Source organism: Sphingobium sp. KKT206 (assembly GCF_055640555.1).
The window spans coordinates 1,816,253-1,828,144 of the sequence record NZ_CM145764.1; the positions used below are offsets into that span (position 1 = coordinate 1,816,253).

The 11,892-nt window shown below is 65.5% G+C and carries 10 protein-coding genes; all 10 read right to left on the reverse strand.

What is annotated here, in order from left to right; all coding sequences use genetic code 11:
- Positions 1 to 5: 5 nt before the first annotated feature.
- The 10 genes from ACZ2HM_RS08575 to ACZ2HM_RS08620 all read right to left on the reverse strand — a co-directional run bounded on the left by ACZ2HM_RS08575 (position 6) and on the right by ACZ2HM_RS08620 (position 11,854).
- Positions 6 to 1,769 (reverse strand): tetratricopeptide repeat protein, encoded by a 1,764-nt coding sequence (locus ACZ2HM_RS08575; protein WP_470426820.1) that lies wholly within the window; start codon positions 1,767 to 1,769, stop codon positions 6 to 8.
- A gap of 163 nt (positions 1,770 to 1,932) precedes the next feature.
- Positions 1,933 to 3,357 (reverse strand): cell division protein FtsZ, encoded by a 1,425-nt coding sequence (gene ftsZ, locus ACZ2HM_RS08580; protein WP_037480675.1) that lies wholly within the window; start codon positions 3,355 to 3,357, stop codon positions 1,933 to 1,935.
- A 107-nt stretch (positions 3,358 to 3,464) separates the two neighbouring features.
- The gene (gene ftsA, locus ACZ2HM_RS08585; RefSeq protein WP_037480110.1) at positions 3,465 to 4,751 is read right to left on the reverse strand and encodes a cell division protein FtsA; all 1,287 of its coding nucleotides are present in this window, start codon (positions 4,749 to 4,751) and stop codon (positions 3,465 to 3,467) included.
- A gap of 5 nt (positions 4,752 to 4,756) precedes the next feature.
- A complete protein-coding gene (locus ACZ2HM_RS08590) occupies positions 4,757 to 5,701 on the reverse strand; it encodes a cell division protein FtsQ/DivIB (protein ID WP_037480105.1) in 945 nt (314 codons plus the stop codon).
- Complete coding sequence (locus ACZ2HM_RS08595) at positions 5,694 to 6,644, reverse strand: D-alanine--D-alanine ligase (protein ID WP_470426762.1); 951 nt, start codon at positions 6,642 to 6,644, stop codon at positions 5,694 to 5,696. The genes ACZ2HM_RS08590 and ACZ2HM_RS08595 overlap by 8 nt, the downstream gene beginning before the upstream one ends.
- A gap of 160 nt (positions 6,645 to 6,804) precedes the next feature.
- Positions 6,805 to 7,725, reverse strand: coding sequence for a UDP-N-acetylmuramate dehydrogenase (gene murB / locus ACZ2HM_RS08600; protein WP_470426763.1), 921 nt, complete (start codon positions 7,723 to 7,725; stop codon positions 6,805 to 6,807).
- Complete coding sequence (locus ACZ2HM_RS08605; protein WP_470426764.1) at positions 7,695 to 7,892, reverse strand: hypothetical protein; 198 nt, start codon at positions 7,890 to 7,892, stop codon at positions 7,695 to 7,697. The genes murB and ACZ2HM_RS08605 overlap by 31 nt, the downstream gene beginning before the upstream one ends.
- Positions 7,892 to 9,319: a UDP-N-acetylmuramate--L-alanine ligase gene (gene murC, locus ACZ2HM_RS08610; RefSeq protein ID WP_470426765.1), complete on the reverse strand. Its 1,428-nt coding sequence runs from the start codon at positions 9,317 to 9,319 to the stop codon at positions 7,892 to 7,894. Before murC ends, ACZ2HM_RS08605 begins: the two co-directional genes overlap by 1 nt.
- Positions 9,320 to 9,488: 169 nt before the next feature.
- Complete coding sequence (gene murG / locus ACZ2HM_RS08615; RefSeq protein ID WP_470426766.1) at positions 9,489 to 10,655, reverse strand: undecaprenyldiphospho-muramoylpentapeptide beta-N-acetylglucosaminyltransferase; 1,167 nt, start codon at positions 10,653 to 10,655, stop codon at positions 9,489 to 9,491.
- The gene (locus ACZ2HM_RS08620) at positions 10,652 to 11,854 is read right to left on the reverse strand and encodes an FtsW/RodA/SpoVE family cell cycle protein (RefSeq protein ID WP_470426767.1); all 1,203 of its coding nucleotides are present in this window, start codon (positions 11,852 to 11,854) and stop codon (positions 10,652 to 10,654) included. The genes murG and ACZ2HM_RS08620 overlap by 4 nt, the downstream gene beginning before the upstream one ends.
- Positions 11,855 to 11,892: the final 38 nt, after the last annotated feature.

The following is an 11,892-nucleotide window of genomic DNA, read 5'->3' on the forward strand; positions in this document are numbered from 1 at the left end:
TCCTCTTACTGACCGCCCAGCCTTTCGACCACCTCTCCCGCGCTGCTTTTCCACGCAAAGGCATCGCCACCGGCAGCCTTGATCTTGTCCTCCAGCGCCTTGGCGCGCGCGAAGTTGGGGAACGGCCCGACCAATAAGCGGTTGGTCTGGCCCCAGCTTGCGCTCCAGCCATCCTGCGCGGACAGGCTGTCATATTTTTTGCGCAGCGCATTGAGCGTGAAGGCGAGGCCCGATTTGCTGGCGCCGATGCCGATCTGCAACCAGTTGCGCGACGGATTGTCGGCCAACTTCTTCTTTTCTTCTGCTTCCTTCTTCGCCTTGGCGTCGGCTTCCACCTTGGCCTTGGCGAGCGCCGCTTTCTTCACCTTGTCGGCAGCCGCTTGCCGCTCGGCGCGGCGCGCGGCCTGCCGCGCGGCGATCTCCTCCAGATCCACGGCAGCGACGCGCGCCTGTCGCTCCGCTTCGGGCACATCGATCGCGCGAATGATGTCGGCGAGCGTTCGCGTCGCCTCCGGGTCCGGCTGCGGCGGCGCAGCGGGCACTGATTGAACCATGGCCGGCTGCGGCGCGGTCTGCGGCGCAGGCGACGGCGCGACGGTGGCTACCGATTCGAAGCCCGGCGCGGGCGGCCCCTGCACCGCTGTAGCGGGCGTACTCGCCTCCCGCACCGGCGGCGGCGTTGGATCCGGGGTCGGCACGCTTGCCTGGACCGATGGCACAATGGCAGCCGGTGGCGTCTGCGCTGGCGCAGGACTTGGGGTCGGCTGAACCATCGGCGTCGGCGACGGCGTAGGCTGGACCATCGGCGTGGGCGTGGGCGTGGGCTGAACCACCGGCATCGCCTGACGTTGCGTCTGCGCCCGTGCCATCGCCACGCGGGCGGGTGTTTCAGCGCGGGCCAGGCGCGCGGCCTCGCGCCGCTGGCGTTGCTGTTCGGCCCGGCGCGCCCGCGCGCTTTGCGGTCGATTGGTCGGCGCGGCGGCGACCGCCACCGATGCGGCTGGCACCACGACCTGCGGCGTGCCGGGCGCTGGTGGCGTCGGCGTGATCGCCGCAATGCGCGTGCCGGTCTGCGCCGGGAACTGCCCGAAATGCACCGCCGCCGCCTTTTGCGGCGCGGTCAGATAGGGCATTTTCTGCATATAGGGGACGATCGCCGCCGCGAGTTGCGCGGGCATGGTCTGGTCGGCCACCTTGCGCGCTTCCACCTGCTGGTTGTTCATCGCCAGAATGAATGCGCGATAGCGCCACGCCGCCCGATCACTCTTGTAGAGCAAAGGCTCCAAAGCCCGCTCCGCCGCCGCCACCTGGCCCGATATGCCCAGCGACGCGGCATAGCGGCGGATCAGTTCGGCGTCATTGGGCGTCCGCTGCAACGCGGCCTGATAGTCGCGCTGCGCCCCGGCCTGATCGCCGGTCATGTCGCGCGCCAGCCCGCGATCGGTCAGGATAGTCGCGTCGGCAAATCCCAACCGCCCTGCCTGATCGAACAGCCGCACCGCCTCCGCCGGATTTTGCAGCTTCAGATTGACCCGCGCCAGCCCGACCTTGATCCGGCCATTGCCGCTGGTGATCGTATCGGCGCGCGCAAAGAAACCCGCCGCCGCGCGCGGGTCATCCAGCGCCAGCGCCGCCTCCCCTGCGCCGATCAACGCATCCACGTCGCGCGGATTGGCCGACAGGCGCGCCAGATTGCTGTTGAGGTCGGCGGCGCCAAGGGGACGGACCAGTTGGGCCTGGTCGGTTTGCGCCTGGGCGGTTCCGGCCATCAGCAGGCCGCCAAGAATCCATGAAAGATATTGTGTCACATTCGGGCTCTAGCGGATCAAGGCGCGAATAGGAAATCGCCCAGCCAAAAAAGCACGCCGTGCTGCCCCATAGGACAGACGGCGCGCTGCATGACCGGCGCGGCGCGTACCGCGCGCGATGATCTTACTGGTTGTTCTGGCGGTTCAGGAAGCGGGGAATGTCGACACCGGCGGCGTCATCGCCACCCGGCACCTTGTCCGCACCACGGGTCAGGCCCGCCATCCGCTCGAACAACGTCCCACCGCTGGCAACGCGCGGCGCTGCAGGTTGCGCAGGCGCTGCAGCTGGCGCGGCATTGTCCGCACCCAGCACCAGTTCGTCCTGGTCCGGCCCTTCGTCGGAAAACACGGCCGCAGGCTTGGGCGCAGCGAAAGGCGCGGGGGCCGCTTCGACCGGTGCAGGCGCAGGCGGCGCCGGGACGTCCAGTTCCAGTGTTTCAGGTTCGGGCGCGGGTGCTGCGGCTGGCGCAGGCTGCGGCGCGGGCGTCGCGGCCTTGGGCGCGCCACCCTGCTGCGGCACCGAGACGGCGGGACGGCTGGCAAAGCTGAACGGCTGCGTCAACGGCGCGGCATGGTTGCCGATCTCATTGTCGATGCCGGTGGCGACCACCGACACGCGGATCTTGCCGTTGAGATTGTCGTTGAACGCGCTGCCCCAGATGATGTTCGCGTCCGGATCCACCAGCTCGCGGATATGGTTGGCGGCTTCGTCCACTTCCATCAGGCGCATATCTTCGCCACCGACGATGGAGACGATCACGCCCTTCGCGCCGCGCATCGACACGCCGTCGAGCAGCGGGTTGGCAATCGCCTTCTCCGCCGCCTGCAAAGCGCGGCCGTCGCCTTCCGCTTCGCCGGTGCCCATCATCGCCTTGCCCATTTCGCCCATCACCGACCGCACGTCGGCAAAGTCGAGGTTGATGAGGCCGGGCATGATCATCAGGTCGGTGATGCTGCGCACGCCCTGCTGCAACACTTCGTCCGCCATCTGGAACGCTTCCTTAAAGGTCGTGTTCGGATTGGCGATCAGGAACAGATTCTGGTTCGGAATGACGATCAACGTATCGACATGCTTCTGTAGCTCATCGATGCCGCTTTCCGCCGACTTCATGCGGCGATTGCCCTCGAAGGTGAAGGGCTTGGTTACGACGCCGACGGTCAGGATGCCACGCTCACGCGCCGCCTTGGCGATGACGGGGGCCGCGCCAGTGCCGGTGCCGCCACCCATGCCCGCGGTGATGAAGCACATATGCGCGCCTTCCAGCGCCGCTTCGACCATGGCGATGGTTTCTTCCGCCGCCGCCTTGCCGATTTCGGGACGCGATCCTGCGCCCAGACCCTCAGTGATCTGCGGACCAAGCTGGATACGGCGTTCGGCCGGCGAGCTGTTCAATGCCTGCGCGTCGGTATTGGCGACGATGAAATCGACACCCTCGACATTGGCGGCGATCATGTTCGCGATGGCATTGCCGCCCGCGCCGCCGACGCCGATCACCGCGATCCGCGGCTTCAGTTCGTCCACATGCGGTGGGCTGATCTCAATGCTCATATATTCTGCTCCCTCAGCTTCCTCGTCAGGAAGCGAAACCGTCATTAATTGTTAACACCAGAAAATAGGGGATTTCACCAGCTATTTTCGTTTCATTCCAAATTCGGTCAATAGTTTGTCTTCATCGCGCGCATCATCCGCTGCCACCAGAGCGGAGTCCCCAGACGATGGACCGTCTGCGGCGACGGCGCCATCGTTCGGAGATCAACCGGGTTGGAAGCACCGTAAAGCGCCAGACCCGCCAAAGTTGCAAAGGCCGGGCCACTATGCGCTTCGGGCATGGCGGACAAGCCCCGTGGCCGCCCGATCCGCACGGCCCGGCCCAGCGCGCCCTGCGCATAATCGGCAATGCCCTTCATTTCCGCGCCGCCGCCCGTCAGCACCACCTGCCGCCCGGTCGGCGTGTTGAACCCCATGCCCGCCAGCGCCGTATTCACTTCGGCCATGATCTGGTTCAACCGTTCGCAAATGACGCCGACCAGCGCCGCACGGGTGATCTTGCCCCCTTCCGCATTCGGCCCGGCCGCCTGCCCCGCCGCCGCACTTTCGCCATGGGGCGCGGCAATCTCGATCATCTCGCGGAAATCGCGCGGATTCTGCATCGCCGAGCCATAGAAGCATTTGATCCGCTCCGCCTGGCTGCGCCGAATGCCGAAGGCCGACGCAATATCGTCGGTAATGTCCGCCGCGCCGATCGGGATGCTATGCAGCCCGACCAACATGCCGCCCGCATAGAGCGAGACATTGGTCACCCCCGCCCCGATCTCGACCAGCGCCACGCCCAGGTCGCGCTCCTCTTCGGACAGACAGGCAAGTCCCGTCGCGATCGGCGCGGCGACGATCGAATTGACGTTGAGATACGCCCCGCGCACGCACAGGTCGAGATTGGCGAGCGGCGCGCCATCGGCCAGCACGACATGGATATCCACGCCCAAAAGGTCGGCGTGCATCCCCAACGGCTTCTTAACTGGCACCCGGCCATTGATAGTGAAGCAGGTCGGCTGGGCATGCAGCACGACTCGGCCGTCCGGGTCGATGCCCTGCTGTCCCGTGGTCAGCAGGTCATCAATATCCGCCTGCTCGATGCGATAGCCCGCCATGTCGCGCTCGACCGTGACGACATCGCTGACCAGGCTGCCGCCCGAAAAGCTGACCCAGACATCTTCGATATTGGTGCCCGCGACCCGCTCGGCCTGCTCGATCGTTTCGCGCACGGCCAGTTCAGTGCGCTCCATGTCGGCGATGAAGCCGCGCCGCACGCCCCGGCTTTCGCGCTGGCCGGTGCCCAATATCGCCAGCTCGCCCGTGTCGGTCCGCCCCGCGATCAAGGCGGAGACCTTCCACGACCCGATATCGATCGCGGTGATCAGCTTTTCGACCTTGGGCTGCGCCATGCGGTTTAGCCCTCTTCCTCCGCGGGCGCAGCGCTCGCGGTCTTGCCGTCGGTGGCCATCGGCTTGTCCTCGACCTTGCCTTGGGGCAGGCGCAGGACGAAACGATCGGGGTCACGCATGTCGAACTTGACGATCCCGCGCCCCAGCAGGCGGTTGACGCCATCCATGCGCGCGAAATTCACCAGAGCCGCCGCGCTCCCCTTGTCGCCTTCGGGCAGCGACAGGGTTTCGCCCGACTGAAAGCGTAGATCCCAGCGGCGATTGCCGACCCAGGTCGCGCCCGCCAGCATCGGCTTCAACGCGGGCGCATTGTCCATCAGCGCATTCAGCCCCGCCGTCTGCCGATTGGCGTCCGGTCCCACCACTAGCGGCAGGTCGGGCATCGCATTGGCCGACACAGGTTGCAGCACCACGCCCATCACGTCGATCAGGTGCAGCCGCCCGCCATGCTGCCACACCGCGACCGGATCGCGCTCGACGATGTCCACCACCAGCGTATCGGGCAGGCGGCGGGAAATGCGCGCATCCTTGATCCAGCCGAGTTTCAGCATCTCACTGCGCACCTTGGGCAGGTCGAGCGACAGCATCGAACGATCGACCTGACCTAGTGCGATATTATAGACCGGCAGCTCGTCCATTCGCTCGACGCCGCGCACCTCGACCTTGTCGACCTCGAACCCGGCGCGCGCGGCCAGCAGCGCCGCCTGCTTGTGCGCCATGGCGGGCACGCCGAAGAATATTGCGACGCCGACCACGCCCGCGCCGAAAATGCCGACGATCGCCCAGCTCGCCAGGCGTTGCAGCGTCGCTTCGCTGACCGGCAGCGCTTCGATCACCCGGTCCAGCGTCGATTGCCGCTTGAGCGTGCGGCCGCGCCGCCCCTTGGTCGCCGTATCGCGCGCGCTGCTCAATCGCGTGGAGCCGCCCCGTCTGATGCGTGTCTCAGCCATGTTCCGTCCCCCCGGCGCGCGACAGCGCTTCTGCGACAATAGTCTCTACCAACGTGGCATAGTCAATGCCCAGCTTCGCCGCCTGTTCAGGCACGAGGCTGAGCGGCGTCATGCCCGGCTGGGTGTTGACCTCCAGCAGATACAGCCCCTCGATCCCCTGTTCATCGTCCCAGCGGAAATCGGCGCGCGACGCGCCCTGGCACCCCAGCAATTGATGCGCACGCAGCGCGATCGCCTTGCAGGCTTCGCTAATGTCGGGCGGAATATCGGCCGGGCAGACATGCTCGGTCATGCCATCGGTATATTTGGCATCGAAATCGTAAAAGCCGCTCTTGGGGCGCAATTCCGTGACCAGCAGCGCTTCATTGCCCAGCACGGCCGTCGTCAGTTCACGCCCGCGAATATAGGGTTCGGCCAGCAGTTCGGAAAAATCCTGCCACGGGCCGACACTGTCGCGACCGATGGGATCGCCATAATTGCCCTCCGCCGTGACGATCGCCACGCCGACCGAACTGCCTTCATTGACCGGCTTCAACACATAAGGACGCGGCAACGGATCGCCCGCAAACAGGCTCTCGCTCGCCACGATCTTGCCGCCGGGCATGGGGATGCCATGCGGCACCAGCGCCTGCTTGGTCAGCTGCTTGTCGATCGCGATGACCGATGTAGCGAGGCCCGAATGGGTGTAGATCAGGCCCATCAGGTCCATCATCCCCTGCACCGTGCCATCCTCGCCCGGAACGCCGTGCAGCGCGTTGAACACGACATCGGCCTTGGCCTCGGCGAGACGCGCGGCGACGTCACGATCCATATCAATCCGCGTGACCCTATGCCCCCGCGATTCCAGCGCCTTGGCAACACCCTCCCCGCTCATAAGGGAAACCGGCCGCTCCGCCGACCAGCCACCCATCAGGACGGCGACATGCCACGGACCACGGGTCATGCAATTCCTCCCCGGCACGGTTCGGCAGAGTCACGTGCCTCTGCCGAAGGGGACCGCTGGCGAAGCCAGTGGTGGAGGGGGCGTGCAGCGGGGCGAGCCCCCTCCGTCAGGCCTTCGGCCTGCCACCTCCCCGTACCGGGGAGGAACTTCATAGCGCCGCTCACTTTACCATCCCCACCCGCTGAATTTCCCATTCCAGTTCCACGCCGCTCTTGTCTTTCACCCGCCGCCGCACTTCTTCGCCCAGCGCTTCGATGTCCGCGCTGGTGGCGTCGCCCAGGTTGAGCAGGAAATTGGTGTGCTTCTCGCTCACCTGCGCGCCGCCCAGTTGCAGCCCGCGACAGCCCGCCTCGTCCACCAGCGCCCAGGCCTTATGCCCGTCCGGGTTCTTGAAGGTCGATCCGCCGGTCTTGCTGCGCAGCGGCTGGCTGGCTTCGCGCGCAGCGGCGATCCGGTCCATTTCCGCCTGAATCGCGGCCGGTTCGCCCGGTTCACCGCGAAAGGTCGCGCTGACCACGACGGCCCCTTCCGGCAGCGTCGAATGACGATAGCTATAGCCAAGCTCGTCCTTGGAAAGCGTCACCCGCTCGCCCGATCGCAGCACCACGTCGCATGACAGCAAAATGTCGCATGTCTCGCGGCCATAAGCGCCGCCGTTCATCCGCACGAACCCGCCGACCGTGCCGGGGATGGAGCGCAGAAATTCGAGGCCCGCTATGCCCTTGTCCCGCGCGGTCGAGGACACGAGAATGCCCGACGTCCCGCCGCCGCAGACCAAGGTGGTCGCGTCCAGCGCCTCCACCGTCGCGAATGGCTTGCCCAGCCGCACCACCACGCCCGGCACCCCGCCATCGCGCACGATCAGGTTGGAGCCAAGGCCGATCGCCATCACCGGCACCGCCGGATCGAGCGCGGACAGCAAATCGGACAAGTCCTGCGCATCCTTCGGCTCGAACAGCCATTGCGCTGCACCGCCCGCCTTGAACCAGACCAGCGGGGCCAGCGGCGCATCGGGCTTGATCGTGCCACGGACAGCAGGAAGGGTCAGGCTCAACCGCGCACTCCCCACATATTCATCCATTTTTTCATGGACTTAATGCCATCCTCTTGCGCCTGGGTCGCGGCCATGCCTGCCTGTACGTTTTGCTGTGCGGCATCGATCATGTCGCGCGCGGCTTCGACGCCCTGCATCTGCACGTCGATCATCCGCTTCTGCATTTCCAGGCCAACGGCGAACAATTCGAACATCAGACCGCTTCCTTGACCTTTGCGGACACCGCCAACGCCATCCCCGCCGCCCATTTGGTGATGTCGCCCGCGCCCAGGCAGACGATCATGTCGTCCGGCTGGATGTCAGCGGCGATCGCATCCACCAGTTCGTCCATATCCGCCACGGTGGAGGCATGGCGATGCCCCCGACGCTTGAGCCCCGCGACCAGCGCGGCGCTGTCCACGCCCTCGATCGGCTGCTCGCCAGCGGTATAGACGGGCGTTGCGTAAACCATGTCCGCATCGTTGAACGCTTGCTGGAAATCATCCATCAAATCGCGCAACCGCGTGAAGCGGTGCGGCTGGACCACGGCGATCACGCGACCCTGCGCGCCTTCGCGCGCCGCCGCCAGCACGGCCTTGATCTCGACCGGATGGTGGCCATAATCGTCGATCACGATGGCACTGCCATCCCCGACTACAATCTCGCCGACCTTGGTAAAGCGCCGCTTGACCCCGCCAAACTTGGCGAAGCCCGTCTGGATCGTCGCATCGTCGATCCCCATGTGCAGCGCCACGCCGATCGCCGCCATCGCGTTCAACACGTTATGGCGCCCCGGCATCGGCATCTCGATCCCCTCGATCTTCCGCGTCGATCCGTCGCGTTCGCGCACCTGAATGTCGAAACGGTTGCCGCCGGGGAAGCTCACCACATTGTCGCCGCGAATATCGGCCTGCGCCGAAAAGCCATAGGTGACGATCCGCCGGTCCTGCACCCGCGGCAAGATCGCCTGCACTTCGGGATGGTCGAGGCACAGCAGCGCCGCGCCATAGAAAGGCACATTGCCGACAAACTCGACAAAAGCGTCCTTCACCCGGTCGAAGCTGCCATAATGGTCGAGATGTTCGGGATCGATATTGGTGACGACCGCGATGGTGCCGTCCAGCCGCAGGAAGCTGCCGTCGCTCTCATCGGCCTCCACCACCATCCAGTCGCTATTGCCTAACCGCGCGTTGGAGCCATAGCTGTTGATGATGCCGCCATTGATGACCGTCGGGTCCACCCCGCCCGCGTCCAGCAAGGCCGCGACCATCGACGTCGTCGTGGTCTTGCCATGCGTCCCCGCGACGGCAACGGTGGATTTCAAACGCATCAGCTCGGCCAGCATTTCGGCGCGACGGATGACCGGCACGCGCGTTTCCAGCGCCAGCTCGACCTCCGGGTTGCCGCGCTTGATCGCGGTGGACGTCACCACGACAGCGGCGTCGCCCAGATTTTCCGCCTTATGGCCGATCATCACTCTTATGCCCTTGGCGCGCAGTCCTTCGACCACATAGCCTTCGGCCACGTCCGATCCCTGAACATCATAGCCCAGATTGTGCATCACCTCGGCAATCCCCGACATGCCAATGCCGCCAATGCCGATGAAATGGATCGTGCCGATGTCCGTGCCGACACCCTTCATGAGCGAGATTCCTTCAGGTTCATCATGTTGTGATCCTCCCCTGGCAGGGGAGGTGGCAGGGCGAAGCCCTGACGGAGGGGTGTCGCCCCATCGATAGGGTGACACCCCTCCACCGGCTCCGCCGGTCCCCCTCCCCTTACAGGGGAGGATGCATGGGTCGGGATCTGGCTCACGCCGGAACCCCCGCCAGATTGAGCGTCGTCGGCATCGGTCCGACCCGTACCGGGTCATTGACGATCGGCGCATGACCGATGCTTTCCAGCAAGTCCGCCATGTCACGTGCCGCGTTCGGCCGGCCGCAGCCCCATGCGCGCTTCGCAGCGTTCTGCAACGCGCCCGGCTCCATCGCCATCTTCTGCATCTGCTTGGCCAGCTCGACGGCGGTAAAGCGCGCCTGGGTAATCGTGCGCGCCCCGCCCGCTTCGGTCATCTCGCGCGCATTGGCCGTCTGGTGATCGTCCATGGCGCTCGGCAAGGGGATGAGGATCGCGGGCCGCCCGGCGCAGGTCAGTTCCGCCAGCGTCGAAGCCCCCGCCCGCGCGATCACCAGATGCGCCCAGCCCAATTTCTCCGGCACATCGTTAAAATAGGTGGCGAGGTCTGCGGGAATTTCCATCTCCGCATAGGTTTTCCGCACCCGATCAATATCCTCGGCGCGGCATTGCTGCGTGACCTGCAAGCGGCGGCGCAGCGCGACCGGCAGCATCGACAGGCCTTCGGGCACGACGCTCGACAGGATGGACGCTCCCTGGCTGCCGCCGATCACCAGCACCCGGAACACGCTTTCATCGGTCAGCGCCGGGAAATCCTCCTCGCGCAAGGCTTTCACCTCCTCGCGCACCGGATTGCCGATCAGATGGACCTTAGCATCATATCTGGGCTTGAGCCGCTCGACCCCCGGATAGGCCGTCGCGATCGCATCCACCCGCGCGGCGAGCAGGCGGTTGACCCGGCCCAGCACCGCATTTTGTTCATGGATCGCGGTCGGAATACCATCGGCCAAGGCGCCGAGCAGCGCAGGCATGGCGGGATAGCCGCCGAAGCCCACGACCGCGGTAGGCCGGAACGTCTCGTTCAACCGCCGGGACATGGCGCGCCCGGCGAGGATCGCCTTCAACGCCCCCGGCCAACTCGCCGGGTTCTTCGTCATGCGCCCCGCTGGCATGATATGGACTTGCGCCCGGTCGAAGATACCGGGGATCTTCGCGCCCCGTTCATCGGTAACCAAAGCGACATGATGGCCACGCGCCATCAGTTCTTCGGCCACCGCATGGGCGGGAATCATATGACCCCCCGTCCCGCCAGCGGCCAGGACGAAGTGACGGGAAATGCTCATCGACCACTCCATTTGACGACCGTATGCCGACCCATGAAGGGGTTGCGTCGCGTGAAGGCGAGCAACAGGCCGACGCCGATGCAAAGCGCGAGCATAGAGGAGCCGCCATAGCTGATAAAGGGCAGCGTCATGCCCTTGGACGGAAATATCTGCGCATTGACGCCCATATTGATGATCGCCTGCAATCCGAACTGGGTGGTGAGGCCTGCCGCCGCCAAAATGGTGAACACATCCTCCTCGTCCAGCAGGCGCAGCAACACCCGCACGATGATGGCGAGATAGACGCAGGCAATGGCGATGCAGGCCAGCAGCCCGAACTCCTCGCCGATCACCGAGAAGATATAGTCGGTATGCGCTTCGGGCAGGCGGAATTTATGTTGGCCCCCGCCCGGCCCGACGCCAGTAAAGCCGCCATGGGTTATGGTGCGAAAAGCAAGGTCGGTCTGGTCCGGCCCCGCACTCTCGTCCACACCGATGCCCAGAAAGTCGTTGAAGCGCTGGCGGCCATTTTCATAGAACATATAGACCGCGACCAACCCCGCGAGGCCTGCGCCGATCAGCGCGCCGATCGCCCGCATCGACACGCCCGACAACAGCAGCAACACGCCCCAGCAGGCGCAGAAGATCACCGTCTGGCCGAAATCGGGCTGGCGCATCAGGACGAGCGCGATCAGCGCCGTGGTCACGCCAGTCAGCGGGATGACGGGCAGGGTCTGGTCCTTGCCACGCAGCGACAGCAACCAGGCCAGCGTCACCACATAAGCGGGCTTCAGAAACTCCGACGGCTGAAAGCGGAAGCCGGGCAAATCGATCCACCGCTTCGCCCCGTTCACCGTGCTGCCGAGCAGCGGCACGACCAGCAGCATCACGAAGAAGAAGACCGCCATGAAGGTCGCCAGCCGCCGCGCCTGCGGCCGGGGCAGCATGGAGATGACCAGCATGATGGGGAGGCCAAGCAGCACGAAGAAGAGCTGGCGATAGAAATAGACGAGCGGATTGACCGCGATCTGCGCGGTCGACCGATCGATCGCGGCCACCGGCGAGGCAGCGGCAACCGCCACTAGCCCGATCGCCATCAGCGCGACGATGAGCGACAGGAGGACGCGGTCGATCTCCCAGAACCAGATGGCGAGCGCCGTGCGTTCGCGCGGCACGGTGCGGGTGCGAAACCCCTTCACCAGGTCGCCAGCTCTAGACATGCGCGTCGTCCCTTCCCTGTTCATGCTCTGCCCCCGAT

Coding starts and splice junctions, on each gene's coding strand:
- murG (WP_470426766.1), bottom strand. CDS start 10,655: ATGAGCATTTCCCGTCACTTCGTCCTGGCCGCTGGCGGGACGGGGGGT.
- ACZ2HM_RS08595 (WP_470426762.1), bottom strand. CDS start 6,644: ATGACCCGTGGTCCGTGGCATGTCGCCGTCCTGATGGGTGGCTGGTCG.
- ftsZ (WP_037480675.1), bottom strand. CDS start 3,357: ATGAGCATTGAGATCAGCCCACCGCATGTGGACGAACTGAAGCCGCGG.
- ACZ2HM_RS08590 (WP_037480105.1), bottom strand. CDS start 5,701: ATGGCTGAGACACGCATCAGACGGGGCGGCTCCACGCGATTGAGCAGC.
- ftsA (WP_037480110.1), bottom strand. CDS start 4,751: ATGGCGCAGCCCAAGGTCGAAAAGCTGATCACCGCGATCGATATCGGG.
- ACZ2HM_RS08605 (WP_470426764.1), bottom strand. CDS start 7,892: ATGTTCGAATTGTTCGCCGTTGGCCTGGAAATGCAGAAGCGGATGATC.
- murB (WP_470426763.1), bottom strand. CDS start 7,725: ATGGATGAATATGTGGGGAGTGCGCGGTTGAGCCTGACCCTTCCTGCT.
- ACZ2HM_RS08620 (WP_470426767.1), bottom strand. CDS start 11,854: ATGTCTAGAGCTGGCGACCTGGTGAAGGGGTTTCGCACCCGCACCGTG.
- murC (WP_470426765.1), bottom strand. CDS start 9,319: ATGAAGGGTGTCGGCACGGACATCGGCACGATCCATTTCATCGGCATT.
- ACZ2HM_RS08575 (WP_470426820.1), bottom strand. CDS start 1,769: ATGGCCGGAACCGCCCAGGCGCAAACCGACCAGGCCCAACTGGTCCGT.